A 25,525-nucleotide genomic window follows, 5' to 3' on the forward strand; every position below is an offset into this window, starting at 1 on the left:
GCCACGCGTGCAGGCGTCCTCGCTCCACGATGCGATCGCCGCGCACGTCGCCGACGGCGCGAGCGTCGCGCTGGAAGGCTTCACGCACCTGATCCCGTTCGCCGCGGGCCACGAGTTGATTCGCCAGGGCAAGCGCGACCTGCACCTGATCCGCATGACGCCCGACCTGATCTACGACCAGCTGATCGGGATGGGCTGCGCGCGCAAGCTCACGTTTTCCTGGGGCGGCAATCCGGGCGTGGGTTCGCTGCATCGACTGCGCGATGCGGCCGAACACCAATGGCCGCGGCGGTTGGAACTCGACGAACACAGCCACGCCGGCATGGTCGCGGCGTTCTGCGCCGGCGCGGCGCGCCTGCCGTTCGGCGTGTTGCGCGGTTACCTCGACAACGACCTGGACAAGGTCAACCCGCGCGTGAAGCGCGTGGAATGCCCCTTCACCGGCGAACGCCTGGCCGCGGTGCCCGCGCTCAATCCCGACGTCACGATCCTGCACGCGCAACGCGCCGATCGCGCGGGGAATGTCGCGCTGCACGGCATCGTCGGCGCGGCGCGCGAAGCGGCGATGGCGGCGACGAAGCTGATCGTCACCGTGGAAGACATCGTCGACGCCTTGCCGCCTGCGATGAACGGCATCGTGCTGCCGCATTGGATCGTCACCGCCGTCGTGCATTGTCCCGGCGGCGCCTATCCGTCCTACGCGCAGGGCCACTATGCGCGCGACAACGCGTTCTACCAGCGCTGGGATGCGATCGCGCGCGAGCGCGAGGCGTTCGTGGCGTGGATGCAGTCGCACGTACTCGAATCCGCCGACCACGCGGCGTTCCTCGCGATGCTCGGCAGGCACGCCGCATGAGCGCGGCCACGCGCGATGAATGGATGACCGTCGCCGCCGCGCGCATGTTGCGCGATCGCTGCGTCTGCTTCGTCGGCATCGGCTTGCCCAGCGCGGCGTGCAACCTGGCGCGCCTCACGCACGCGCCCGACATCGTGTTGATCTACGAGTCCGGCACCATCGGCACCAAGCCCGACGTGCTTCCGCTGTCGATCGGCGATGGCGAACTGGCGGAAACCGCGGCCTTCGTCGTGCCGATGCCGGAGGTGTTCGCGTATTACCTGCAGGCCGGTCGCGTGGACGTCGGCTTCCTCGGCGCGGCGCAGATCGATCGCTTCGGCAACTTGAACAGCACGGTCATCGGCGATTACGAGGCGCCGTCCACGCGCCTGCCCGGCGCGGGCGGCGCGCCGGAGATCGCGGCGCACGTGCGCGAAACCTTCGTGATGTTGAAGGCGACGCCCCGCAGCTTCGTCGGGCAACTGGATTTCCGCACGACGGCCGGCTTCGGCAGGGGCCACGGCGAGCGCGCGCGCGGCACCGCGCAGGGGGGCGGAACCCGCGCGGTGATCACCGATTTCGGCATCCTCATGCCGCACCCGACCACCGACGAATTGCAATTGAGCGCGTTGTTCGAAGACGCAACCATCGAGGAAGCGCGCAAGGCGGTCGGCTGGCCGCTCAACGTGGCCGACAACATCGCGCAGGTGCCGCCGCCCACGCCGCTCGAACTCGACACCCTGCGCGCCTTGCATGCGCGCACCCGCGCAGCCCACGCGCGCCCCGTCGTGCTGCCTACCCCCTGACCGGATCGCCCATGTCCTCCGAACACATCCGCACCCCGCTTCCCGGCCCCAACGCGCAGGCGATGCTCGCGCGCGATGCCGAAGTCATTTCGCCTTCGTATCCGCGCGACTATCCCTTCGTGATGTCGCACGGCCGCGGCACGGAAGTGTGGGACGTCGACGACAACCGCTTCCTGGATTTCGCCGCCGGCATCGCGGTGTGCAGCACGGGCCATGCGCATCCGCAGGTCGTCGCGGCGGTGCAGGGCGCTGCCAGCAAGTTCCTGCATATCTCCAGCGACTACTGGCACGAGCAGATGACCGGACTCGGCGAACGCCTGGCGCGCATCGCGCCGATGGGCGAACCGGCGATGAGTTTCCTGTGCCAGTCCGGCACCGAAGCGGTGGAGGCGGCGATCAAGCTCGCGCGTTACGTGACGGGGCGCTCGCGCTTCATCGGTTTCCTCGGCGGTTTCCACGGGCGCACGATGGGCTCGCTGGCGTTCACCTCCAGCAAGTACACGCAGCAGAAGGGCTTCTTCGCCACGATGCCGGGCGTGGTGCACGTGCCGTATCCGAATGCGTATCGGCCGCTGTTCGCCGGCGACGACCAGGGTGTCGCGGCGCTCGATTACATCCGCATGTTGTTCGAACGCAGCGTGCCGCCGTCTGAAGTCGCGGCCATCCTCGTCGAACCGATCCAGGGCGAAGGCGGTTACATCGTCCCGCCCGACAGCTTCCTTGCAGGCCTGCGCGCGTTGTGCGACGAGCACGGCATCCTGTTGATCTTCGACGAAGTGCAGTCGGGCACCGGCCGCACGGGGCGCATGTTCGCGAGCCAGCATTGGGGCGTGGCGCCGGACATCATGACGCTCGCCAAAGGCCTCGGCTCGGGACTGCCGATCGGCGCGATGGTCGCGAAGAAACGCCTGATGTCGCAGTGGAAGCGCGGCGCGCACGGCAACACCTACGGCGGCAATCCGATCGCGTGCGCGGCGGCGAACGCCACCATCGACCTGGTCGAAGGCGGCATGGTCGGCAACGCGGCCACGGTGGGCGCGCACTTCATGGGCGCCTTGAACGAGCTGGCGCGCGACTATCCCTGCATCGGCCAGATCCGCGGCAAGGGCCTGATGATCGGCATGGAACTGATCGAGAACGATGCGGCACGCACGCCCGCACGCGCGCTGTGCGACGCGGTGGTGACGCGCGCCTTCCACAACGGATTGCTGCTGCTTTCGTGTGGCGCGAGTACGGTGCGCTTCATGCCGCCGCTCAACGTGACACGCGATGAAGTCGACGAGGCGATGGCGCTGCTGCGCACGAGCCTCGATCAAGCCCTGGCCGGGGCCTGAAGCCGATGCGCACCGGGGGGATGCGCAGTGCCGGCCTTGTCATGCTGCTCGCTTCGGCCGTCGCCGCGGCGAGCGGGCGCGAGCCGGTGCTCAGGCAGGTCGACCTGCCGCACAACTATTACTGGCGCGAGTTGTACATCCCGCAATTGACGACGGGGCCGTCGTCCGCGAGTTTCCTGCCCGACAGCGAAACGCTCGTGTACAGCATGGGCGGATCCTTGTGGCGGCAGCGCATCGGCGACGATGAGGCGACCGAACTCACGCATGCCAAGGGCGCCTACGACTACCAACCCGACGTCGCGCGCGATGGCCGCAGCGTGGTGTTCACGCGTTACGACGGGCGCGGGCTCGAACTGTGGCGACTCGACCTTGCGAGTGGGACGTCGCGGGCGCTGACACAAGGCGGCGCGGTGAATGTCGAACCGCGCCTGTCGCCAGACGGGCGCCGCATCGCCTGGGTGTCGACGCAAGGCACCGGCCACTTCAACCTCTTCATCGCCGACATCGACGCCGATGGCCTGCACGACGCGCACCCGCTGCTCGGCGAACGCCGCAGCACGCTCGATCGCTATTACTACTCGGCGTTCGACCATGCAATCAATCCGTCATGGTCGCCGGATGGTAAATCGCTGCTGTACGTGAGCAATCCTGAAATCGCGTGGGGCACGGGCGACCTGTCGATCGTGCCCGTCGATGCACCGGCAAAGCGCCGCAAGCTGTTGTCCGAGGAAACCAGCTGGAACGCGCGCCCCGAGTTCGCGCCCGACGGCAAGCGCATCCTGTACGCCAGTTACCACGGGCGGCAGACGCACCAGCTCTGGCTCACGACGTCGCAAGGCGCGGCGCCCTTGCCGCTGACCTTCGGCGACACCGAGCGCCGGAATGCGCGCTGGTCGCCCGACGGCAAGCGCATCGCTTACATCGGCAACGCGGGCACGGAGGGCAACACGCAACTGGTCGTGATGGAACCGCTGGGCGGCGCCAGCCGCGTGATCGAAGCAAAACGCTTGCGCACGCTCTCGCCGACCGCGCGGCTGACGCTCGACATTCGCGACGCCAGTGGCAAGCCTGTCCCCACGCGTGTCTCCGTGCAGGGCAGCGACGATCGCGCGCATGCGCCGCCCGCGGCCTGGATGCACGCCGACGATGGCTTCGACCGCGCGAAGGCCGGCACCGAAGCGCATTACTTCCATTGCGCCTCGCCGTGTTCGCTCGATGTGCCTGCAGGCGCGACGCAGGTCACCGTGCAGCATGGATTCGCCAATGCGTTGTGGCGCAAGTGCATCGATGTCGCCGCCGGCCGCGACAAAACCGTCGACGTCGCGCTGGCCGCCCAGCCGCTGCCGCCGGAATTCGGCGACTGGATCAGCGCGGACCTGCACGTCCACATGAACTACGGCGGCCATTACCGCAACACGCCGGAACACCTGGCGTGGCAGGCGCAGTCGGAGGACCTCGACCTGGTCGAGAACCTGATCGTCAACAAGGAAGAGCGCATTCCCGACATCGCCTGGTTCGGCAAGCCGGGGATCGACACGCGGCCGCGCATTTCGCACGCACAGGAATTCCACACCAGCTTCTGGGGTCATCTTGGCCTGCTCAACCTGCGCGACCACTACATCACGCCGGACTTCTCCGCCTATCGCCACACCGCGCTCGGCAGCCCGTGGCCGCACAACGGCGTCATCGCCGACCTCGCGCACGCGCAGCAGGGGCTGGTCGGCTACGTGCATCCTTTCGACACCACGCCCGATCCGGTCAACGACGCATCGCTCACCAACGCGCTTCCCGCCGACGTCGCGCACGGCAAGGTCGACTACATGGAAGTCGTCGGCTTCTCCGACCACAAGGCGACGGCCTCGGTCTGGTATCGGCTGTTGAATCTCGGCTACCGCATTCCCACCGGCGCGGGCTCGGACACGATGGCCAATTACGCCTCGCTGCGCGGGCCGGTCGGCATGAATCGCGTGTTCCTCGATACGCAGGGCCGCATCGACGACGACGCGGTGTTCGCCGCGCTGAAGGCGGGGCACGGGTTCGCAACCAACGGCCCACTGCTTGGCTTGCTCGTCGACGGCCACAAGCCCGGTGAAACGATCGCGTCGAAGCATCCGACCTATCGCGTCGCGTTGCGCTCGTTCGTGCCGGTCGATCACCTGGAGCTGGTCTCCAATGGCGAAGTGGTCAAACGCTTCGACCTCACCGGCGACCGCATGCACTTCGACGCCGAAGGTGCGCTCGATTTGCCGCACGGCGGCTGGTTGCTCCTGCGCGCCTGGAACGATGGCGCCGATCCGCTGCTGCTCGATCTCTACCCGTACGCGACCACCAACCCCGTGTGGCTCGAGGGCCTCGTGCCCGATGCGCACGCCGATGCCGCGTATTTCATCGCGTGGATCGATCGCATGCTCCATGCCGTCACCGCGCGCGACGACTTCAACGACGCGTCCGAAAAAGACGCGACACTCGTCTACCTGCGCGAAGCACAAGCTCTGATCCGCCAACGCGCGGGAGGCAAGTGATGCGTGCCCTTTGGTTGCTCGCCTTGCTCAGCGCGTCCGCGCAGGCGCAGGCGCCGTTCACGGCCGATGATCTGGCGAAGTTGGTCGATCTCACCGAGCCGGCGTTTTCGCCGGATGGCCGGACGATCGTCTACACCGCGACCGCCGCGAACCTCGCCGAGGACGTGAGTCAATCCGATCTGTGGCGCGTCGATTACGCCAGCGGCAAACGCACGCGCCTCACCGACACGCCGAAGAAAGACGAGTCGCGCCCGCAGTGGACGCCCGATGGCAAGTCGATCGTGTTCCTCTCCGACCGCGGCGACGAAGAGGCGAAGACGCAGGTCTGGTGGATGCCGGCCAAGGGGGGCGAAGCCAAACGCCTCACCAGATTCGGCGAAGACATCAGCGACTTCGTTCTCTCGCCCGACGGCAAGCGCATCGCCTTCATCGGCCGCGATCCCGAACGCCGCTTCGGCGCGAAGGCACCCAAGCAACCGCCGCCGATCGTCACCGAGCGTTATCAGTTGCGCGAGGATGGCGTCGGCTATCTCACCGCGCGGCGCGCACACCTCTACGTGCTCGACATCGCGACCGGCAAGACCGAGCTGCTCACCCCCGGCGCGCATGACGAACAACTGCCCGCGTGGTCGCCGGACGGGAAGTGGCTGGCCTATGTCACCAGGCGCGGCGTCGACCCGGATCGGCACCTGAACTACGACATCTGGCTTGTCGAACCGAAGGCCGGCGCAAAGGAACGACAGCTCACGACCTTCACCGGCTCCGACCTGGATCCGTATTGGGAAACGCGCCCGACCTGGAGCCCGGACAGCACGCGTATCGCCTACCTGCGCAGCGGCGAAGACAAGTGGATCTACTACACGCCGTGGCAGTTGGCGATCGTCGATGTCGCGTCGGGCTCCGAGTCGATCCCCGCACCGATCGATCGCTGCTTCACCAAGCCGCGCTGGTCGGCCGATGGAAAAAGCGTCTACGCACTCGTCGAACAGCCCCTCGTGACGCATCTGTCGCGCATCGACCTGGCCAGCGGCGCAGTCACGCCGCTGACGACCGGCCCGCGTTTCGATTACGACCTCGACGTCTCGCGCGACGGGCGCATCGTCGTCCTGGGCGGCGGCGACCTGCACCCCTACGACATCGCCGCGGTGGAACCGACGGGCCTGCGCACGCTCGCCGACCACAACAGCTTCCTCGAACAACGCCAGCTCGCACCGGTCGAGGAACTGCACTATCGCAACGACGGCGTGGAACTCGACGGACTGCTCGTCAAACCGATCGGTTACGTCGAAGGCCATCGTTACCCGACCATCGTGCGCCTGCACGGCGGCCCGGTGTATCAGTTCAGCCACGAATTCATGGCCGACTGGCAGGCCTACGCGGCGCGCGGCTTTGCGGTGGTCGCGCTGAATCCGCGCGGCGGCTCCGGCCGCGGCTTCGACTTCGCCAAGGCGATCTATGCCGATTGGGGCAATGTCGATGCGAGCGACGTGCTGGCGGGCGTCGACCATGTCGTCGCGATGGGCATCGCCGATCCGGAGCGCCTGGGCGTCGGTGGGTGGAGCTATGGCGCGATCCTCACCAACGCCGTCATCGCGCGCGACCAACGCTTCAAGGCCGCCATCAGCGGCGCCGGCGCCTCGAACATGTACGGCATGTTCGGGCACGACCAATACATCCGCGAATACACGCTGGAACTCGGCACGCCGTGGGACAACCGCGAGGTCTACGACCGCGCCAGCTTCCCCTTCCTGCACAGCGACCGGATCACGACGCCGACGCTCTTCCAGTGCGGCGAAGCCGACGCGAACGTGCCGTGCCTGGGCGCCGAGCAGATGTACCAGGCGCTGCGCTCGCGCGACGTGCCCACGCAGTTGGTGGTCTATCCGGGGCAAACCCATGGCCTCACTGTTCCCAGCTACCTCCGTGACCGCATGATGCGGAACCTGGGGTGGTACACACGGTTCTTGAAGGGAGGGGAGTGATGCGCTCGGGAGTCGTGTTGGCGCTGGCCTTGTCCGCGTCGCTGTCCGCGTTCGCCGCCGAACCACGCGCGCGTGCGCTGGGCGTGCCTTTCGAGGGCACGCCCGGCACGCTCGATGCGATCACCGACGTCGCGGGCGTCACCGTGGGACAGGTCACCCTGATCGACGATCTGCCCGACGGCCACAAGGTGCGCACCGGCGTCACGGCGATCCTGCCGCGCGGTCGCGCGACCTTCGATACCTGGGTCTTCGGCGGCTGGTTCGCGCTCAACGGCAACGGCGAGATGACCGGCACCACGTGGATCACCGAATCGGGCCAGCTCGAAGGGCCGGTGGTGCTGACCAACACGCACAGCGTCGGCGTCGTGCGCGATGCGGTGATCGCCGAGCGCGTGAACGCCGGCGGCGCCGATGCCAGCGGTTACTGGTGGTCGCTGCCGGTCGTCGCCGAAACCTGGGATGGCCACCTCAACGACATCAACGGATTCCACGTGAAGCCCGAGCACGTCGCGCAGGCCTTGCGCGATGCGAAGGGTGGCCCTGTCGCCGAAGGCAACGTCGGCGGCGGCACCGGCATGATCTGCCACGAATTCAAATGCGGCATCGGCACTGCGTCGCGCCGCGTCACCGAAGGGAAGGGCGCCTACACCGTCGGCGTGCTGGTGCAGGCGAATTACGGCGTGCGCGATCCCCTGCGCATCGCCGGCGTGCCCGTCGGCCAACACCTGCGCAACGATCGCGTCTATACGGATCCGGCGCTTGCGGTGGAAGGGCGCGCCGTGCCGGGTGGCGATACCGGTTCGATCATCGTCGTGATCGCCACCGACGCGCCCTTGCTGCCGCATCAACTCGACCGCATCGCCAAGCGCGCCAGCCTGGGGCTCGGGCGCATGGGCAGCTACGCGGGCAACGGCTCGGGCGACATCTTCGTCGCCTTCTCCACGGCCAATGCCGCAGCCGCCGCGGGCAAGGAAATGAACGACGCGCAGTTCATCGGCAACGACCATCTCGACGGCTTGTTCGAAGCCACCGTGCAGGCGACCGAAGAAGCGATCGTGAACGCGATGGTCGCCGCGCGCGACATGCGCGGCGAAGGGGGGCGGTACGCCAAGGCCATCGACCACGACGCCCTGGTGCGCTTGCTCAAGCAGTACAACCGTTACCACCCGGAATCCAAATGACCCCGAGCAAGCTGTCCGCCGCGCTGCTGCTGGCGCTCACCGCTGCGCCCGCATGCGCGCAAACCCTGGTCGTGCACGCCGGCCGCATGGTCGATGTCGATCGCGGTGAAGTACTCGCCGATCGCGCGATCACGATCGACAAGGGTCGCGTCGTGCGGGTCGAGCCCTGGAACGATTCACTCGCGAAGAACGCGAAGGTCGTCGACTGGACGCGCTACACCGTGCTGCCCGGGTTGATGGACATGCACACGCATCTGTCGGACGAGGCGCAGTCCGCCGACCCCGGCGCGCCGCTGAAGAGCAATCCCGCGCGCGATGCGTTCATCGGTGCGAAGAATGCGTGGGACACCGTGCGCGCGGGCTTCACCACCGTGCGCGACGTGGGCACCTATCGCGGCCTGTCCGACGTGCAGCTGCGCAACGCCATCAACGCAGGCCTCATTCCCGGGCCGCGCATGTATGTCGCCGGTGGCTACATCACCGTGACCGGCGGCGGTGGCGAGATCACCGGATTGCCGAAAGGCACCGTGGTGCCGCCTGAATTCCGCATCGGCGTGGCGGACAACGCACAGCAGGTGCGCCAGAAGGTGGACTTCCTGTTCGACCACGATGTCGACTTCATCAAGGTCATCGCCACCGGTGCGGTGCTCGCCGAAGGCACGGAGCCCGGCCATTCCGAGTACACCGAAGCAGAAATCCACGCCGCGGTGGAAGAAGCGCAGAAGCACCACAGCTTCGTCGCCGCGCACGCGCACGGCGCCGAAGGCATCAAGCGCGCGACGCGTGCGGGCGCACGTTCGATCGAGCACGGTTCGCTGATGAACGACGAAGCGATCGCGTTGATGAAGCAGCACGGCACCTGGCTGGTGGCCGACATCTACAACGGCGATTTCATCGACACCGTCGGCCGCGCGCAGGGCTGGTCGAAGGACACGCTGCGCAAGAACACCGAGACCACGCAGACGCAGCGCGACGGCTTCCGCAAGGCCGTGGCCGCGGGCGTCAACATCGCCTTCGGCACCGACAGCGGCGTCTACCCGCATGGCGACAACGCGCGCCAGTTCGCCTACATGGTCCGCTACGGCATGACGCCGATGCAGGCGATCCAGTCGGCGACCATCCAGTCCGCGCGCCTGCTCGGGCGCGAAGGGGAGCTGGGCTCGATCGCGCCGGGCAAGTTCGCCGACCTGGTCGCGGTGGAGGGCGACCCGATCGTCGACATCGACGTGCTCCGCCACGTACGCTCGGTGATCAAGAGTGGGGAACGGGTCTGCGACGGCCCCGATGAATGTGGTCCGCCGAACCCGGAGCATCGCAATGGCAAGTGATCGTGCGAGTGATAGCGGGGACGACGGCCAGCGCAAGCTCGGCTTCTGGATGTGCACCGCGCTGGTGGTGGGCAACACCATCGGCATCGGGATCTTCCTGTTGCCCGCCTCGCTGGCACCCTTCGGCTTCAACGCGACGATCGGCTGGCTGGTCACGGTCCTGGGCTGCGTGGCGCTGGCGAATGTCTTCGCGCGGCTTGCGCGCCTGATGCCCAACGCCGACGGGCCGTATGGCTTCATCCGCGCCACGCTCGGCGACATTCCCGCATTCATCGCGATGTGGTGCTACTGGGTGTCGCTGTGGATCACCAATGCGGCGATCGCCACGGGCGTGGTGGGGTATCTGGGCGCGGTGTTTCCGTCCGTGGCCACGATGCAGCCGGCGCTGGTCGCGCTCGCATTGTTGTGGACCTTCGTGATCATCAATCTGTTCGGCGTGCGCACCGGCGGCCGCGTGCAGGTGGTGACCACCGCGCTGAAACTGTTGCCGATGGTCGCCGTCGCACTGCTCGGCGGCTGGCTGCTGCTGACCGCGCCCGGCGCGTATACCGCCCACCCGCCGACGGCGCCCGTGGACCTGGGCCACGTGGTGACGGCCTCGACGATCGCGCTGTTCGCGATGCTCGGCATTGAATCGGCGACGGTGCCGGCCTCGCGCGTCAAGGATCCGGGCCGCACGATTCCGCGCGCGACCATCGCCGGCACGCTGCTGACGGCGGTGGTTTACCTGATCGTGTCGACCGTGCCGATGATGCTCATTCCGCAAGCGGAGCTCGCGACCGCCAACGCGCCCTTCGCGCTGGTGATGGACCGTTTCGCCGCGGCCGGCGTCGGTCGGTGGCTGGCGCTGTTCGTCGTGATCAGCGGCCTGGGCGCACTCAACGGGTGGACGCTGCTGGTCGGCGAACTCACGCGCGCGATGGCGCTTAATGGCGTGATGCCTGCGCCGCTGGCGCGCAACAATGCGCGCGGCGCGCCGGCGATCGCCTTGGTCGTGACCGGCTTGCTGGGCAGCGGCATGGTGCTGATGAGCTACAGCCGATCGCTGGTCGATGGTTTCACTTTCATCACCAACGTCGTGACCGCGGCCAACTTGCCGCTGTACCTGTGCGCGTCGCTGGCGCTGGCGGTGCTGTGGCGCCGCGGCGACCGCGCCGGGGTGCGCGGCATGCTGCCGGTCGCGGTGCTGGGGACGGCCTACGTGATCTTCGCCTTCGTCGGCCTGGGCCATGAGCCCTTCCAGCTGGGCCTGGTGCTGGCGGCGGCGGGCTTGCCGCTCTATGTCTTCATGCGCATTCGCCGCCCGGCGGCGGTGGCTTAACATCGGGCCATGACGCAACGATTCATCGCCGACAGCGAAGACAATCAGGCCCGCATGCAGCAGGCGGTGGCCGCGCAGGCGCGCGACCGCGACGCCGGGCTGATGCAGTACTTCTACCGCTCCGAGGTGGTGTACCAGCGCGAGCTCGACACCGTGTTCTTCAAAAGCTGGCTGTGGGCCGGCCATGTCAGCCAGATTCCGAATCCGGGCGACTTCTTCCTCTACGAGATCGGCGAGGAATCGGTGATCGTCGCGCGCGGCAACGACGGTGAAATCCGCGCGCTGGTCAATTCCTGCCGCCACCGTGGTTCGCGCGTGTGCGAACAACGGCAGGGCAATTGCCGCACCTTCGTCTGCCCCTACCACGGGTGGGTGTACGGCACCGACGGCGCCCTGCGCGGTGCGCGCCACATGGACGTGATGCCGGACTTCCGCAAGGAAGACCACGGCCTGAAGCAACTGCGCGTGGCCGAACGCTTCGGCCTGGTCTTCATCAATTTCGATCCCGACGCCTACGACTACAACGCCTGCCTGTCGCAACTCGACGCGCAGCTGGGACCGTACCGGCTGGACAAGGCGAAGATCGCGCATCGCGAGACCTATTCGGTCGATGCGAACTGGAAGATCGCGCTCGGCAATTACCTGGAGTGTTACCACTGCGAAACCGCGCACCGCGCGTATTCCAAGCTGCACACCTTCAAGGAGCGCGAGGAAGTGGTCGCGCCGATCAATCGCGCGATGTGGGAGCGCGCGGTGCGCGAAACCGGCGTGCCCGACATCGAGAAGGCCGTCTACCGCATGTTCCGCGAAGCGCCGGGCTTCGGCGCGTGCGTGTATACGAGCCGCTATGCGTTGTTCGACGGTTACCTGACCGGCAGCCGCGACGGCACGCCGGTCGCGCCGCTGATGGGCGAATTCAAGGGCTACGACGGCGGCGCGGGCGATTACCAGCTCGGCCCGCTCACCTACATGCTCAACTACCCCGACCACTGCATCCTGTTCCGCTACGTCCCCTTCGGGCGAAACAAGACGGACATGGAGATCGTGTGGTTCGTCGACGGCGACGCGGTCGAAGGCGTCGACTACGACAAGGCCGCCCTGATCTGGCTGTGGGATGTCACGACCATCGAAGACAAGCGCATCATGCAGTTGAACGCCGCGGGCGTGAACTCGCGCTTCTTCGAGCCCGGTCCGCAACATCCCGAGTTCGAGGACACGCCCAAGCGCTTCGTCGACTGGTACCTGCATGCGCTCGCCGGCGACTTCAGCGTGGTGCCCCCGACGGTGCGCGCACATCGCACCAGTTCCTGCGAAATGACCGAACACCCCTGATCTCCAGCGGATAACCCCTCCGATGTTCCAGCTCAAACACACGCCCTTCCACGCGCGTACGTCGAAGCTCAGCCTGCCGCAGAACTGGCGGCGCTGGGCCGGCCACATCGTGGTGGGTTCCTACGACCTGCACGTCGAGCGGGAGTACTGGGCGATCCGCGACGCGGTCGCGCTGATCGACGTCTCGCCGCTGATGAAGTACATGATCGAAGGCCCCGACGCCGCGCGCCTGCTCGACAAGCTCGTGCCCCGCGACATCGCGAAGATGGCGATCGGGCAGGTCGGCTACACCGGTTGGTGCGACGACGAAGGCAAGTTGCTCGACGACGGCACCATCTCGCGCCTGGGCGAAACCACCTTCCGCCTGACCTCCGCCGAGCCGTCGCTGCGCTGGCTGTCGATGAACGCCGTCGGCCTGGATGTCACGGTGACCGAAGTCACCGAGAAGATGGGCGCGCTCAGCCTGCAGGGCCCGAAGGCGCGCACCGTGCTCAACCTGGTGTGCAAAAAGTCGCTCGACAAGCTCAAGTACTTCCGGGTGATGGAGAACACGCTCGCCGGGAAGAAGGTGACGATCTCGCGCACCGGTTACACCGGCGACCTCGGTTACGAAATCTGGATGGACACCGCCGACGCGCTCGATGTGTGGGACGCATTGATGGAAGCGGGGCACAACTACGGCATCGTGCCGTGCGGCATCCTTGCGATGGACATGGCGCGCGTGGAGGCGGGCCTGTTCATGATCGATGTCGATTACACCGCGGCCAACCATGCGTGGATCGAAGGGCAGAAGTCTTCGCCGCTGGAAATGGGCCTGGATTGGGCGGTGCACCTGGACAAGCCCGGTTACTTCGTCGGCCGCCGCGCGCTGGAACGCGAGCAGCGCGAAGGCTCGGCGTGGAAGCTGATGGGCTTCGAAGTGGATTGGGCCGGCATGGAACCCTTGTTCGCCGCCGTCGGTTTGCCGCCGCAGATTCCCGCGATGGCGGTGCGCGGCAGCCTGCCGGTGAAGCAGGGTGGCGTGCAGGTGGGTTACGCATCGACCAGCACCTGGTCGCCCGTGTTGAAGAAATACATCGCGCTCGTCCACCTGCAACGCCCGCATTACACGCCCGGCACGCCGCTGACGATGGAAGTCACCGTCGAGCACAAGCGCCTGCAGGCACCGGGCAAGGTGGTGAAGCTGCCGTTCTACGAGCCGGAGTGGAAAAAGAAATGACGTCCAACCAGTACGACGCCATCGTCATCGGCGCCGGCCACAACGGCCTGATCGCGGCCGCGTACCTCGCGCGCGCGGGCAAGAAAGTCTGCGTGCTCGAACGACGCGAAGTGGTCGGCGGCGCGGCGGTCACCGCCGAACCCTTCCCCGGCTATCGCTTCAGCCAGTTCTCCTACGTCGTCAGCCTGCTGCGTCCGGAAATCATCCGCGACCTCGAGTTGCCGAAGCACGGCTTGAAGATCCTCCCGCTGCCGAGCACCGTGACGCCGATGGACAACGGCGATTACCTCGCCGCGTGGGACGACCACGACCTCACGCGCCAGGAGTTGTATCGCCACTCGCCGCGCGATGCCGAAGCCTCCGACGAATACGGCCGCGTGATGGCGCGCGCGGCGAAGGCGATCAAGCCGATCCTCGGCCTGGTGCCGCCGGATCCTTCTTCGCTCAGCCCGCGCGACATGCTTGGCCTGCTGAAGGTCGGCCAATACGCGAAGAGCCTGTCGGAGAAGGAGCTCTACCAGATCGCCAAGCTGCTCACGATGTCGGCGGCGGACCTGCTCAACGACTGGTTCGAGTTCGATCCGCTCAAGGGCACGAAGTCGGCGAGCGGCATCATCGGCACGTTCCTGGGCCCGCATTCGCCGGGCACTGCGTACGTGTTGCTGCACCACTACATGGGCGAAATCGACGGTGCGTTCCGCGCCTGGGGGTTCGCGAAGAACGGCAACGGCGGCGTGTCTGCCGCGATCGCCAGTTCGGCGCGTGCGCTGGGCGTGGAAGTGCGCACCAACGCCTCGGTGCAGCAGGTCATCGTGCAGGGCGGCCGCGCCGCGGGCGTCGCGCTGGCCAACGGCGACGAGCTGCGCGCGAAAGTCGTCATCTCCGCGGCCGATCCGAAGCGCAGCTTCCTCCAATTCGTCGAACGCAAGCACCTGCCCGGCGAGTTCGTGCAGCAGATCGAAAACTTCCGCGTGCGCGGGTCGTCGGGCAAGGTCAATATCGCCTTGAGCGAGTTGCCCGACTTCACGTGCTTGCCGGGCGAGGGCCCGCTGCATCGCGGCGCGATTTCGATCAGCCCGAGCATGGAATACATCGAGCGCGCCTACGACGAGGCGAAGTACGGGCAGTTCGCGAAGAACCCGTACATCGACATGATCATCCCGTCGATGATCGACCGCGACATGGCGCCGCCCGGACACCACGTGATGTCCTGCTTCGTCCAATACGCCCCCTACGACATCGAAGGCGGCTGGGACGATGCCAAGCGCGAGGCCTTCGGCGAAACGGTGATCTCCACGATCGAGCGTTACGCGCCGAACATCCGCCGCGCCATCGTCGGCAAGCAGGTCATCACGCCGAAGGACATCGAGATGATCGCCGGCATCACCGGCGGCAACATCTTCCACGGCGAACTGCTGCTGCATCAATTGTTCTTCCTGCGCCCGGCGCCGCAATGGGCCGATTTCCGCACGCCGCTGCCGGGGTATTACTTCGGCGCCTCGGGCGCGCATCCGGGCGGTGGCGTCATGGGCGCGGCCGGCAAGCTGGCCGCACAGGAAGTGCTGAAGGACTGGAAGTGATGACCACCGACAAGCAATACGACACGATCGTGATCGGTGCGGGCCACAACGGCCTGGTCGCCGCGAACTATCTGGCGAAGGCCGGCCGCAAGGTGCTGGTGCTGGAACGGCGCGACCGCGCGGGCGGCCAGCTCGCACCGGACGAACTGGGCGGCGTCGCCTTCGATCCGCTGCACGCCGGTGCGCAATTGCGGCCCGACATCGTGCGCGACCTCGACCTGGCGCGGCATGGCCTGAAGACCGGCATGGCGGTGCCCTACATCTCGGTCCTGCCCGACGGGCGTTTGCTGGTGTTGTCGACGACCGACCTGCCCGGCACCTGCGAATCGATCCGCCAGTTCTCCGAAAACGATGCGAACCGCTGGCCCGACTTCGTCGCCTTCATGGACCGCGCGGCGGCGTTCCTCGATGCGGCGTATCGCACGCCGATGCCGCGCCTGCCGCACGTCGGCCTGGCCGAAGGTTGGCCGCTGGCCAAGCTTGCGTGGACCCTGCGCCGGCTCGGCGGCAAGGACATGTTCCGCGTCATCCGCATGATGTCGATGTCGACGGTGGAATTCACCGAAGAGTGGTTCGAATCCGAACCGGTGCGCGCGGCGATCGCCGCGGTCGGCATCCATGGCTACACGCTGGGCTCGATGTCGGCGGGCACCGGTTACACGCTGATGCACAACTGGCTGCATCGCGGCGGCCTTGCGCATCGCCCGATCGCCGGTGGCAGTGCAAGCGTCACGCAAGCCCTCGTCACCGCATTGAAGGCGAACGGCGGTGCATTGCGCACGTCGGCGGGCGTCGAACGCATCCTCGTCGAAAAGATGCGCGCCACCGGCGTGCGGTTGAGCGATGGCGAAGAGATTCGCGCGACCACCGTGTTTTCCGCCGCAGATCCGAAGCACACCTTCCTGGGCCTGGTCGGCGCGCCGGAGTTACCGACCGAATTCGTGTGGCACGTGCAGTCGATCAAGATGCGCGGCTCGCTCGCCAAGGTCCACCTGCGCACCGACGGCAGCCACGGCATGCCCGCGGGCACGCTCGCGATCGCGCCGACATTGAAGGACCTCGAGCGCGCCTACGACGCCGCGAAATACGGCGAAATCGCGCAACGCCCCTACCTGGAAGCCACGACGGCGGGCGACATCGTCTCGATCCACGTCCAATCGGCGCCGTACAAGTTGCGCGGCACCGATTGGAACGCAGGGCGCGAGATGGTGGAGCGCATCGCGATCGACATGTTGGCCACGCACTTCCCTGCATTGAAGGCGTCGATCCGCGAGACGCGCACGATCGTCGCGCCCGACCTGGAGCGCGAGTGGGGCCTGACCGAAGGCGATCTCAGCCACGGGCAGCCGCTGCTGGACCAGATGTTCTTCATGCGCCCCTTGCCGGGTTGGTCGAACCACGCCACGCCGATCGACGCGCTCTACCTGTGCGGCAACGGCATGCACGGCGGTGCGGGGATCAGCGGTGCGCCGGGGCGCAATGCGGCGCAAATGGTCCTGAAGGCGAAGGCGTAGCTATTCCAGCATCGCCGGCAAGCCTTCGTTCGCGAGCTTGTCGAGGATGCGTTCGAGCTGCCGCCGTTCGTCCGCATCCAGGGTCGCGAGCAACTTGCGCTCGCGGCCCAAGGCGAGCGGCACGATCTCGTCGTAGATCTGGTAGCCCGCTTCGCTGAGCGTGAGGACCGAACGGCGGCGGTCGTCGCCGTGCATCTCGCGCGTGAGCAGGCCGCGTTCGAGCAGATGCGCGACCGCGCGGCTGACGGCGACCTTGTCCATCGCCGTGCGCTCGGCCACCGCGTTCGCGCTGAGCGCCGGGTAGCGCCCGAGGACCGCGATCACGCGCCACTCGGTGATGCCGAAGCCGAAGCGCGCCTGGTAAAGCCGCGCGATGGCCTGGCTGATGCGATTGGACAGCACGCTCATGCGATAGGGCAGGAAGCGATCCAGGTCCAGCTCGGCGTGGTCGTGGCCTTCGTGGCTCGGTGGGTCGGCTGCGTTCATCAACATGCCCCGGCGTATTGTTTCACCTGAAACTATGGGGTGTAGAATGCGCCTTTCCCCCTCGCGCGAAAAGAATGCCATGAACGCCCAGCCCAATCTCGGCATGCAGGTCACCACCTTCGAGAACCCGATGGGGATCGACGGCTTCGAATTCGTCGAGTTTGCCGCACCCGCCGGCCAGGGCGATCTGCTGCACGACTACTTCCGCCGCATGGGCTTCACCGCCGTGCTGCAGCACAAGACGCGCCCGATCACCGTGTATCGCCAGGGCGGCGTCAATTTCCTCGTGAACGAGGATCCGGATTCCTTCGCCGCCGACTTCGCGCAGGCGCACGGCCCGAGCGCATGCGGCTTCGCGATCCGCTTCCGCAAGCCGGCCGACGAAGTCTGCAAGACCGTGCTCGGCAACGGCGGCGAAGCGATCTCGCACAAGCCCGAGTCCAAGGCCGTGCACGCGCCGGTGGTGAAGGGCATCGGCGATTGCATGCTGTACCTGATCGACAAGTACGGCGAAAAGGGTTCGATCTATGAAGACTTCCTGCCGGTGCAGGGCGCCGACCAGAACCCGAAGGGCTTCGGCCTGACCTTCATCGACCACCTCACGCACAACCTGTACTTCGGGAACATGCAGCGCTGGTCGGATTACTACGAGCGCCTGTTCAACTTCCGCGAGATCCGCTACTTCGACATCAAGGGCGCCAAGACCGGCCTGGTGTCCAAGGCGATGACCGCGCCCGACGGCATCGTGCGCATCCCGCTCAACGAATCCAACGATCCGAAGTCGCAGATCAACGAATACCTCGACGCCTACAAGGGCGAGGGCATCCAGCACATCGCCTGCTTCACCGACAACATCTACGACACGGTCGAGGCCATGCGCGCGCAGGGCGTGCAATTCCTCGATACGCCGGACACCTACTTCGACGTGATCGACCAGCGCGTGCCCGACCACGGCGAAGACGTGCCGCGCCTGGCGCGCAACAAGATCCTGATCGACGCCGATCCGGAGACCAAGCAGCGCAAGCTGTTGCAGATCTTCACCCAGAACGCGATCGGCCCGATCTTCTTCGAGATCATCCAGCGCAAGGGCAACGAAGGCTTCGGCGAAGGCAACTTCCAGGCGTTGTTCGAGAGCATCGAACGCGACCAGATGCGCCGCGGCGTGCTCTGAACCATGGAATCGACCGGTTACCAGACAGGCTTCGCCAACGAGTTCGCCACCGAGGCCGTCGCCGGCGCGCTTCCGGTCGGGCGCAACTCGCCGCAGAAAGTCGCGCACGGTTTGTATGCCGAGCAGGTCAGCGGCACGGCGTTCACCGCGCCGCGTCGCGAGAACCGCCGCAGCTGGCTGTATCGCATTCGCCCGGCGGCGATGCACGGGGCGTTCGCGCGGTTCGCACAGCCGCGTTTCCACAATGATTTCGAAACCGGCCCGGTGTCGCCGGACCAGCTGCGCTGGAGCCCGATGCCGATGCCGACGGACGCCGTCGATTTCGTCGATGGCTTGTTCACGATGGCGGGCAACGGGTCTCCGGCGGCGCAACACGGCGTCGGGGTGCATCTGTACGCGGCCAATCGCGACATGGAAGGCCGCTACTTCTACGACGCCGACGGCGAGTTGTTGATCGTCCCGCAGCAAGGGCGTTTGCACATCGAAACCGAGCTCGGCGTGCTGGACGTCGAACCGCAGGAGATCGCCTTGATCCCGCGCGGCATCCGTTTCCGCGTCGCGCTGCCCGATGGACAAGCCCGCGGTTACGTGTGCGAAAACTTCGGCGCGCTCGTGCGCCTGCCCGACCTGGGTCCGATCGGCAGCAACGGCCTGGCGAATCCGCGCGATTTCCAGACGCCCAACGCCGCGTACGAAGAGCGCGAGGGCAAGTTCGAACTCATCGCGAAATTCCAGGGCCACCTCTGGCGCGCCGACATCGGCCATTCGCCGCTCGACGTCGTCGCGTGGCACGGCAACTACGCGCCTTGCAAATACGATCTGCGCCGTTTCAACACGATCGGTTCGATCAGCTTCGATCATCCCGATCCCTCGATCTTCACCGTGCTCACTTCGCCCAGCGATACGCCCGGCACCGCGAACCTGGACTTCGTGGTGTTTCCGCCGCGTTGGCTGGTCGCGCAGGACACGTTCCGGCCGCCGTGGTTCCATCGCAACATCGCCAGCGAATTCATGGGCCTGGTGACGGGCGTGTACGACGCGAAGGCCGAAGGTTTCGCACCGGGCGGCGCGTCGCTGCACAACAGCATGAGCGGGCACGGGCCGGATGCGGCCACGTTCGAGAAGGCATCCAACGCCGATCTGACCAAGCCCGATGTCATCAAGGACACGATGGCCTTCATGTTCGAAACGCGCGCGGTCATCCGCCCGACGCAACAGGCGATGGACGCCGCACATCGGCAGCGCGATTACCAGGAGTGCTGGGCCGGGCTGAAAAAGGGCTTCGTGGCGCCGCGTTGACATCGATCCGTTAGGCTTGCGCGCATTCGCCGACGTGGAGTCCGCCGCATGCGCGCACAGCCGATCATCGTTTGCCTGACCCTGGCGCTCGCGTGCGCCGCCTGCACGCAACACGACGCCGCGACCGGCACCGTCGCCGCACCCAACACCAGTGCGCCGCCGACGACCGCCGCGCCGCAGCCGGCGATCGCCACCACCGCGCCGCCGGCTGCGACCACCGCGACGATGCCCGCATCGCCGTCCACCGTCGCCGCACCCGGTGGCGTGATGCCCGCCGCGGGCGCGATCACCTTCGACGGTTTCGGTCCCGCGCACTGGGGCGCGAGCGAGGAGCAGGTGCGCCAGGCCTGGGGCAAGGACATGGACGCGGTCGCGAAGGAACACGACGGCTGCTATTACCTGTTCCCCGAACCGCACCGCGCCAACGGCTATCGCTTCGCCTTCATGATGGAAGCCGACAAGTTCGGCCGCATCGACGTGCGCACGCCGGATATCGCCGCGCCCGGAGGCGGCAAGGTCGGCATGGACAAGGCTGCGTTGAAGGCCCTGTATCCGGGGATGACGGAGATGCCGCACAAGTACGTCGAGGGCGGCGTGTACATGCGCGCGATGGACCCCAAGGGCGGCAAGAGTGCGCTCGTCTTCGAAGTGGATCCGTCCGGGAAAGCGACGGATTGGCGCATCGGTGTACCGCCGCAGGTCGACTACGTCGAGGGTTGCTCCTGACCGGCGCGCGCTCGCGCTAGACTCCCGGCGCCGACAACGCACGGGAGCGCGACGATGCTGGAGACCTGGGGCCTGTTCCTTCTGGGGCTGTTGTTCCTGATGCTCGGCGGCGATTCGGTGGTGAAGGGCGCCTCGGGCGTCGGTCGCCACTACGGGCTCTCGCCCTTCGTCACCGGCCTGCTCCTCGTCGCATTCGCGACCTCGATTCCCGAACTGGCGGTCAACGCGCGCGCAGCGTGGGTCGGCGCGCAATCGCTCGCGCTGGGCAATGCGGTCGGCAGCAACCTGGTGAACTTCGGCCTGACGCTCGGCGTGGCCGCGATCGCCGCGCCGCTGGTCGTGCGCTGGCGCGTGCTGTCGCCCTTGCTCATCTGCTTCATCGCACTGTCGCTCGCGCTGGTGGGCATGGGCCTGGACGGCATGCTTTCGCGCATCGACGGCATGCTGCTGTTGCTCGCGTTCGTGGCCATCGTCGCCTTCGCGGTCGCACGCTCGCGCCGCGAGTCCGATGAAGTGCACGCGGTCCTGGATGGCTTCACCGAAACGCGGGGCGGCCTTGCGCTCAATGGCGCGCGCCTCGCGATTTCCGCGGTCGTGTTGTTCTACGGGGCGAAATGGGTCGTGCAATCGGCGCCGACCGTCGGTGCGTCGATGGGCATGGCGCCGCTGCTGACCGGCCTGGTGCCGGTGGCCCTCGGCACCGCGCTGCCGGAAATCGCCGCGGCCGTCATCGCCGCGCGCCGCGGGCAGGGCGAACTCGTCGCCGGCCACGTGATCGGTTCCAGCCTGTGCAACCTCACGCTCGTGCTCGGCGGCATGGCGGCGTTCCGCGCGCTCGCGGTGCCGGCCTCGTTCGTGCGTTTCGAAGTGCCTGCCGCGATCGCCTTCGCCGTCGCGCTGTATCCGATGCTGCGCGGCGACCTGCGCATCAGCCGCGTCGAAGGCGGCATCCTGGTGGCGGCCTACCTGGCGTGGCTGGTGTTCGTGCTGGCGACGGGGACCCATTGATGCCGGGCCGCGCGCTGCGGGCCTTCGCCGAATTCTTCCGCCTGGAGGCGGCGGGCGGCATCGTCCTGATCATCGCCGCGGCGCTTGCGCTGGTGTGCGTGAATTCGCCGCTCGCCGAGCACTACCGCACCTTCATCGACCTGCCGGCGGCGGTGACCATCGGCCCGTTCGGCATCGACAAGCCGCTGCTGCTGTGGATCAACGACGGCCTGATGGCGGTGTTCTTCCTGCTCGTCGCGCTGGAGATCAAGCGCGAACTCGTCGGCGGGCAACTGCAGACGCGCGCGCAACGCATGCTGCCGATGGTGTGCGCGGTCGCCGGTGTCATCGTGCCGGCGCTGATCTTCACCGGCTTCAACCACGACAACAGCGCTGCGATGCGCGGCTGGGCGGTGCCCACCGCGACCGACATCGCCTTCGCGCTCGGCGTGCTCGCATTGCTGGGCTCGCGCGTGCCCATCGGCATGAAACTGTTGTTGTCGACGATCGCGGTCGTCGACGACCTGATCGCGATCGTGATCATCGCCGTGTTCTATTCGCACGGGATGAACCTCGCAGCGCTCGGCGGTGCCGCGGTGACGCTGGTGGCGATGTTCGCGATGAACCGCATGGGCGTGAAATCGCTCGTGCCGTATCTCGTCCTCGGCCTGCTGTTGTGGGTGTGCGTGCTGAAGTCGGGCGTGCACGCGACGCTCGCGGGCGTGGCGACCGGGTTGATGATCCCGCACGTCGACAAGCGCAACATGATCGACGACGAAGTCGAGCATTCGCCGCTGGAAACACTCGAACACGCGCTGCACCCGTGGGTCGCCTTCGCGATCCTGCCGATCTTCGCGTTCGCCAACGCGGGCCTGGAACTGCGCGACCTCAACATGTCGCAGGCGCTGGCCGCGTTGCCCTTCGGCGTGGCGCTGGGCCTGGTCGTCGGCAAGCCGATCGGCATCTGCGGCGCGGCGTGGGGCTTGCGCAAGCTTGGATGGGCGCGGTATCCCGAGGGCATGGATTCGCGCGCGATGCTCGGCCTGGGCCTGTTGTGCGGCATCGGCTTCACGATGAGCCTGTTCATCGGTTCGCTCGCGTACATCGATCCGATCCTGTACGAAGAGGCCGTGCTCGGCATCTTCGTCGCCTCCGTCGTTTCCGCACTGCTGGGCGTGGCGTGGCTGCGCGCGGTGTTGCCGGCGCGCTGAGATGCGCCATGCGCTGCTCTTCGGTGCGACGGGGCAGATCGGCTGGCCGCTCGCCGATCGCCTGCAGGACGCCGGCTGGCGCGTCACGGCGGTCTCGCGCCAGCCGCATCGCGATCATCCGGGATTGCACTGGATCGAAGGCACGCTGCCGCATCTCGCCGAGCCGATGCCCGACGATGTCGATGCGATCTTCAGCTGCGGGCCGCTGGATCTGTTCGCGCAGTGGTATGCGCAGGCGGACATCGATTGCCCGCGCGTGGTCGCGTTCGGCTCGACGAGCATCGACGTCAAGCGCGGCTCGTCCGACAAGCAGGAGCGCGACGTCGCGCAGCGCCTGCGCATCGCCGAGCAACAGGTATTCGACCGCGCCGCCGCATGCAACGCGCAGGCCACGCTGTTGCGCCCGACCCTGGTGTACGGCGCTGCGAGCGACCAGACGCTGACGCGCATCGCGCAACTCGCGCTGCGTTGGCATCGCTTCGTCCTGCCGCGCAATGCCAACGGTTTGCGCGAACCGGTGCACGTCCACGATCTCGCCGACGCGGCGCTCGCCGCGTGCGAAGCGCCCGCGACCCACGGCAAGGCCTATGCACTCCCCGGCGGCGAAAGCCTGTCGTATCGCGACATGGTGAAGCGCGTGCTCGCGGTGCTCGATCCGCCGCCGCCGCTCGTCGAAGTGCCTGGACCCCTGTTCGGCCTGGCCTTGCTGGGCGCGCGTGCATTGGGGAAAGTCGGCGGCTTCAACGCCGCGGCGGTGGCGCGCATGCGCACCGACCTGGTGTTCGATGTCGAACCGGCGCGCAGGGACTTCGGCTATGCGCCGCGCGCCTTCCGCCCGACGGCGCCGATGTTCATGCCGCGTTGAGTCCGCGCCCGCAGACTGCCTCCATGCGCACTCTCCTGCTCGCCGCTTGCCTGGTCGCCCTGACGCCTTCGATCGCGACCGCGACGCAACCGGTGTCTGCAGCCGCGCGCACGCCGGCCGCGGAAATCGATGCGCTGATCGATCGCGTCGCGCACGCCAAGGGTGTGATCTTCATTCGCAACGGAAGCGAGCACACCGCGGCCGAAGCCGCCGCGCACCTGCAGCGCAAGCGAGAGGCGGCGGGCAAACGCATCGCCACGCCCGAGCAGTTCATCGACGCGCTCGGCACGCGGTCGTCGATGACGGGCAAGCCGTATCGCGTGCGTCTGCCCGACGGCAAACAAATCGACAGCGCGGTCTGGCTCAAGGGCTTGCTGCGCGAGATCCGCGCGGGGCGTTGATCAGATCTCTTCGGCCGCGGGCACGGGCCGCGCTTTCTGCGTTGCACGCAGGGCGATGATCAACACGCCGCCGAGCACCATCGCGCCGCCGATCCACAGGCGCGGGCCGGGGCGGTCGCCCCAGAACACGATGCCCAACGCGATCGCACCCACCGGCGCGAGCAACAACCACGGCGTGACTTGCGCGACCGGATGGCGTTGCACGAGCACGTAGTACAAGCCGTGCCCGAGCATCGAGGCGAACAGCGCCGAATACGCCGCGCCACCCCAGCCGATCCACGTGGCTTCACGCAGCGCCTGCCAATTCCCCGGTTCGAATGCGACGCTCAGTGCCAGCAAGGGCAACACGCTGATGATCGCCGTCCAGCCTTGCTGGCTGATCATGTCGATGCCGCTCAGGCGCCGCATCAGCACCGTGCCGATCGCGAGGAACAAGGCCGACACCAACATCAGCACCAAGGACAACGGCGCATCGAGCACGATGGGGTCGAAGCCGAGCACCAGCACGCCCGAGAAACTGATCGCGATCGCCAGGCCCGTGCGCCAGCCGAAGTGTTCGCCCAACCACCACCATGCGAGCAGCGCGGCCATCGGCACGTAGCTCTGCATCGCGATCGCCGGCGAGGAGAGGTCGCCGGCCATGTGCAAGGCCCAGAAACTCAATCCGAAATGCAGCACGCCGTTGAACAGCGCGACCGCGATCAACCGCGGCCATTGCCCTTGCGGCGGGCGTTTGACGAACGCACCCAGCGCGATGGCGAGGATCGACAGGCGCACCGCGGTGAACAGGAAGGGCGGAATCTCGCGCAGCGCGAAGGCCGAGGTGAGGAAATTCCCCGCCCACACGATGCAGACGATGGCGACGAGCGCGAGATCGCGGCCGCGCAGGCCCGCGCCGCGCACAGCGGTGTTCACCACGCGATACCGAACTTGCGCAGCACCTTGGCCACGACCCAGGCCGGGCCGATCAGCAGGTAGGTGAGATCGGTGAGGAAGCTCGGCTTGCGGCCTTCGTGCTTGTGGCCGATGAACTGCGCGATCCACGCGATGACGAACACCAAAATCGCGGTCCACAGCAGCGTGCGCGTGCCGAACACTTCGACGATCCACCAGCACGATGCCGCCATCGCGACGAACACCGCGAGCATCGCGATGCCCAGCACGCGCGAATTGCGCAGGTAGAACGAGCCCGCCGCCACCATGCCCAGCGCGGCGAAGATGCCCGGCCGGAACCAGCCGCCCGGCGGCACCGGCACGCACCACAGCAGCGCGATCACGCTCCAGGTGATCGCCGGCACTGCGATGGTGTGGATGCGCACGTTCAGCGCATTGCGGTGGTCGCCCGAGTAGCTGGCGAACCAGCGGTCGATCGGGCGCGTGCCCGTCGTTGCGTCCTCATGCATGGCGGCCATCGTTGGTCCCCGG

22 protein-coding genes are annotated in these 25,525 nt (G+C 67.2%); 19 read left to right on the forward strand and 3 right to left on the reverse strand.

Translation table 11 applies throughout. From position 1 onward, the window contains the following. Window positions 1–7: 7 nt before the first annotated feature. Genes AB4059_RS09320 through AB4059_RS09375 form a run of 12 tightly spaced genes read left to right on the forward strand, consistent with a single transcriptional unit; the run spans window position 8 to window position 16,954 of the window. Complete coding sequence (locus AB4059_RS09320) at window positions 8–856, forward strand: CoA transferase subunit A (RefSeq protein WP_498978634.1); 849 nt, start codon at window positions 8–10, stop codon at window positions 854–856. Beyond that, window positions 853–1,641, forward strand: coding sequence for a CoA-transferase subunit beta (locus AB4059_RS09325; RefSeq protein WP_498978635.1), 789 nt, complete (start codon window positions 853–855; stop codon window positions 1,639–1,641). The genes AB4059_RS09320 and AB4059_RS09325 overlap by 4 nt, the downstream gene beginning before the upstream one ends. Before the next feature lie 11 nt (window positions 1,642–1,652). Further along, a complete protein-coding gene (locus AB4059_RS09330) occupies window positions 1,653–2,975 on the forward strand; it encodes an acetyl ornithine aminotransferase family protein (RefSeq protein ID WP_498978636.1) in 1,323 nt (440 codons plus the stop codon). 41 nt (window positions 2,976–3,016) lie between these two features. Next, window positions 3,017–5,497 carry a CehA/McbA family metallohydrolase gene (locus AB4059_RS09335; RefSeq protein WP_498978637.1) on the forward strand — a complete coding sequence of 827 codons (2,481 nt, stop codon included), beginning with the start codon at window positions 3,017–3,019 and terminating at the stop codon, window positions 5,495–5,497. Further along, window positions 5,497–7,479 carry an alpha/beta hydrolase family protein gene (locus tag AB4059_RS09340; protein WP_498978638.1) on the forward strand — a complete coding sequence of 661 codons (1,983 nt, stop codon included), beginning with the start codon at window positions 5,497–5,499 and terminating at the stop codon, window positions 7,477–7,479. The genes AB4059_RS09335 and AB4059_RS09340 overlap by 1 nt, the downstream gene beginning before the upstream one ends. Beyond that, window positions 7,479–8,660 carry a DmpA family aminopeptidase gene (locus AB4059_RS09345; RefSeq protein ID WP_498978639.1) on the forward strand — a complete coding sequence of 394 codons (1,182 nt, stop codon included), beginning with the start codon at window positions 7,479–7,481 and terminating at the stop codon, window positions 8,658–8,660. Before AB4059_RS09340 ends, AB4059_RS09345 begins: the two co-directional genes overlap by 1 nt. Beyond that, a complete protein-coding gene (locus AB4059_RS09350; protein WP_498978640.1) occupies window positions 8,657–9,988 on the forward strand; it encodes a Xaa-Pro dipeptidase in 1,332 nt (443 codons plus the stop codon). The genes AB4059_RS09345 and AB4059_RS09350 overlap by 4 nt, the downstream gene beginning before the upstream one ends. Continuing rightward, window positions 9,978–11,309, forward strand: coding sequence for an amino acid permease (locus AB4059_RS09355; protein ID WP_498978641.1), 1,332 nt, complete (start codon window positions 9,978–9,980; stop codon window positions 11,307–11,309). The genes AB4059_RS09350 and AB4059_RS09355 overlap by 11 nt, the downstream gene beginning before the upstream one ends. 9 nt (window positions 11,310–11,318) lie before the next feature. Further along, the gene (locus tag AB4059_RS09360; protein ID WP_498978642.1) at window positions 11,319–12,641 is read left to right on the forward strand and encodes an aromatic ring-hydroxylating oxygenase subunit alpha; all 1,323 of its coding nucleotides are present in this window, start codon (window positions 11,319–11,321) and stop codon (window positions 12,639–12,641) included. A gap of 22 nt (window positions 12,642–12,663) precedes the next feature. After that, window positions 12,664–13,860: an aminomethyl transferase family protein gene (locus AB4059_RS09365; RefSeq protein WP_498978643.1), complete on the forward strand. Its 1,197-nt coding sequence runs from the start codon at window positions 12,664–12,666 to the stop codon at window positions 13,858–13,860. Further along, window positions 13,857–15,440, forward strand: a complete 1,584-nt coding sequence (locus tag AB4059_RS09370; protein WP_498978644.1) for a phytoene desaturase family protein — start codon at window positions 13,857–13,859, stop codon at window positions 15,438–15,440. The genes AB4059_RS09365 and AB4059_RS09370 overlap by 4 nt, the downstream gene beginning before the upstream one ends. Next, window positions 15,440–16,954 carry a phytoene desaturase family protein gene (locus tag AB4059_RS09375; RefSeq protein WP_498978645.1) on the forward strand — a complete coding sequence of 505 codons (1,515 nt, stop codon included), beginning with the start codon at window positions 15,440–15,442 and terminating at the stop codon, window positions 16,952–16,954. Before AB4059_RS09370 ends, AB4059_RS09375 begins: the two co-directional genes overlap by 1 nt. Here AB4059_RS09375 and AB4059_RS09380 read toward each other — a convergent pair whose 3' ends face one another. Then, a complete protein-coding gene (locus AB4059_RS09380; protein ID WP_498978646.1) occupies window positions 16,955–17,440 on the reverse strand; it encodes a MarR family winged helix-turn-helix transcriptional regulator in 486 nt (161 codons plus the stop codon). Window positions 17,441–17,543: 103 nt separating this feature from the next. Between AB4059_RS09380 and hppD the strand changes: the two genes are divergently transcribed. From hppD to AB4059_RS09415, 7 genes are read left to right on the forward strand one after another with little or no spacing between them, the layout of a single operon-like run. Next, the gene (gene hppD, locus AB4059_RS09385) at window positions 17,544–18,611 is read left to right on the forward strand and encodes a 4-hydroxyphenylpyruvate dioxygenase (protein ID WP_498979050.1); all 1,068 of its coding nucleotides are present in this window, start codon (window positions 17,544–17,546) and stop codon (window positions 18,609–18,611) included. Window positions 18,612–18,614: 3 nt separating this feature from the next. After that, window positions 18,615–19,910 carry a homogentisate 1,2-dioxygenase gene (hmgA, locus tag AB4059_RS09390; RefSeq protein WP_498978647.1) on the forward strand — a complete coding sequence of 432 codons (1,296 nt, stop codon included), beginning with the start codon at window positions 18,615–18,617 and terminating at the stop codon, window positions 19,908–19,910. A 48-nt stretch (window positions 19,911–19,958) separates the two neighbouring features. Continuing rightward, on the forward strand, window positions 19,959–20,636 hold the full coding sequence (locus AB4059_RS09395) for a hypothetical protein (RefSeq protein ID WP_498978648.1): 678 nt from the start codon (window positions 19,959–19,961) through the stop codon (window positions 20,634–20,636). A gap of 54 nt (window positions 20,637–20,690) precedes the next feature. Continuing rightward, a complete protein-coding gene (locus AB4059_RS09400; protein WP_498978649.1) occupies window positions 20,691–21,644 on the forward strand; it encodes a sodium:calcium antiporter in 954 nt (317 codons plus the stop codon). Further along, complete coding sequence (gene nhaA, locus AB4059_RS09405; RefSeq protein ID WP_498978650.1) at window positions 21,644–22,834, forward strand: Na+/H+ antiporter NhaA; 1,191 nt, start codon at window positions 21,644–21,646, stop codon at window positions 22,832–22,834. Before AB4059_RS09400 ends, nhaA begins: the two co-directional genes overlap by 1 nt. A gap of 1 nt (window position 22,835) precedes the next feature. After that, window positions 22,836–23,699: an NAD-dependent epimerase/dehydratase family protein gene (locus AB4059_RS09410; protein ID WP_498978651.1), complete on the forward strand. Its 864-nt coding sequence runs from the start codon at window positions 22,836–22,838 to the stop codon at window positions 23,697–23,699. Window positions 23,700–23,722: 23 nt separating this feature from the next. Then, on the forward strand, window positions 23,723–24,100 hold the full coding sequence (locus AB4059_RS09415; RefSeq protein ID WP_498978652.1) for a DUF5329 family protein: 378 nt from the start codon (window positions 23,723–23,725) through the stop codon (window positions 24,098–24,100). On the opposite strand, the gene AB4059_RS09420 is transcribed toward AB4059_RS09415, so the two are convergent. Continuing rightward, window positions 24,101–25,015: a DMT family transporter gene (locus AB4059_RS09420; RefSeq protein ID WP_498978653.1), complete on the reverse strand. Its 915-nt coding sequence runs from the start codon at window positions 25,013–25,015 to the stop codon at window positions 24,101–24,103. It abuts the gene before it with no gap. After that, window positions 25,012–25,503 (reverse strand): Mpo1 family 2-hydroxy fatty acid dioxygenase, encoded by a 492-nt coding sequence (locus AB4059_RS09425; protein WP_498978654.1) that lies wholly within the window; start codon window positions 25,501–25,503, stop codon window positions 25,012–25,014. The genes AB4059_RS09420 and AB4059_RS09425 overlap by 4 nt, the downstream gene beginning before the upstream one ends. Window positions 25,504–25,525 lie beyond the last annotated feature (22 nt).

Source organism: Lysobacter sp. 2RAF19, assembly GCF_052115395.1.
Classification (GTDB): Bacteria; Pseudomonadota; Gammaproteobacteria; order Xanthomonadales; family Xanthomonadaceae; genus Noviluteimonas.

What these genes read in the sequence shown, in the direction of transcription:
- AB4059_RS09340 (WP_498978638.1), top strand. Translation starts at nt 5,497, where the DNA reads ATGCGTGCCCTTTGGTTGCTCGCCTTGCTCAGCGCGTCCGCGCAGGCG.
- AB4059_RS09345 (WP_498978639.1), top strand. Translation starts at nt 7,479, where the DNA reads ATGCGCTCGGGAGTCGTGTTGGCGCTGGCCTTGTCCGCGTCGCTGTCC.
- AB4059_RS09360 (WP_498978642.1), top strand. Translation starts at nt 11,319, where the DNA reads ATGACGCAACGATTCATCGCCGACAGCGAAGACAATCAGGCCCGCATG.
- AB4059_RS09355 (WP_498978641.1), top strand. Translation starts at nt 9,978, where the DNA reads ATGGCAAGTGATCGTGCGAGTGATAGCGGGGACGACGGCCAGCGCAAG.
- AB4059_RS09400 (WP_498978649.1), top strand. Translation starts at nt 20,691, where the DNA reads ATGCTGGAGACCTGGGGCCTGTTCCTTCTGGGGCTGTTGTTCCTGATG.
- AB4059_RS09330 (WP_498978636.1), top strand. Translation starts at nt 1,653, where the DNA reads ATGTCCTCCGAACACATCCGCACCCCGCTTCCCGGCCCCAACGCGCAG.
- hppD (WP_498979050.1), top strand. Translation starts at nt 17,544, where the DNA reads ATGCAGGTCACCACCTTCGAGAACCCGATGGGGATCGACGGCTTCGAA.
- hmgA (WP_498978647.1), top strand. Translation starts at nt 18,615, where the DNA reads ATGGAATCGACCGGTTACCAGACAGGCTTCGCCAACGAGTTCGCCACC.
- AB4059_RS09370 (WP_498978644.1), top strand. Translation starts at nt 13,857, where the DNA reads ATGACGTCCAACCAGTACGACGCCATCGTCATCGGCGCCGGCCACAAC.
- AB4059_RS09325 (WP_498978635.1), top strand. Translation starts at nt 853, where the DNA reads ATGAGCGCGGCCACGCGCGATGAATGGATGACCGTCGCCGCCGCGCGC.
- AB4059_RS09365 (WP_498978643.1), top strand. Translation starts at nt 12,664, where the DNA reads ATGTTCCAGCTCAAACACACGCCCTTCCACGCGCGTACGTCGAAGCTC.
- nhaA (WP_498978650.1), top strand. Translation starts at nt 21,644, where the DNA reads ATGCCGGGCCGCGCGCTGCGGGCCTTCGCCGAATTCTTCCGCCTGGAG.
- AB4059_RS09350 (WP_498978640.1), top strand. Translation starts at nt 8,657, where the DNA reads ATGACCCCGAGCAAGCTGTCCGCCGCGCTGCTGCTGGCGCTCACCGCT.
- AB4059_RS09425 (WP_498978654.1), bottom strand. Translation starts at nt 25,503, where the DNA reads ATGCATGAGGACGCAACGACGGGCACGCGCCCGATCGACCGCTGGTTC.
- AB4059_RS09410 (WP_498978651.1), top strand. Translation starts at nt 22,836, where the DNA reads ATGCGCCATGCGCTGCTCTTCGGTGCGACGGGGCAGATCGGCTGGCCG.
- AB4059_RS09380 (WP_498978646.1), bottom strand. Translation starts at nt 17,440, where the DNA reads ATGAACGCAGCCGACCCACCGAGCCACGAAGGCCACGACCACGCCGAG.
- AB4059_RS09415 (WP_498978652.1), top strand. Translation starts at nt 23,723, where the DNA reads ATGCGCACTCTCCTGCTCGCCGCTTGCCTGGTCGCCCTGACGCCTTCG.
- AB4059_RS09395 (WP_498978648.1), top strand. Translation starts at nt 19,959, where the DNA reads ATGCGCGCACAGCCGATCATCGTTTGCCTGACCCTGGCGCTCGCGTGC.
- AB4059_RS09375 (WP_498978645.1), top strand. Translation starts at nt 15,440, where the DNA reads ATGACCACCGACAAGCAATACGACACGATCGTGATCGGTGCGGGCCAC.
- AB4059_RS09335 (WP_498978637.1), top strand. Translation starts at nt 3,017, where the DNA reads ATGCTGCTCGCTTCGGCCGTCGCCGCGGCGAGCGGGCGCGAGCCGGTG.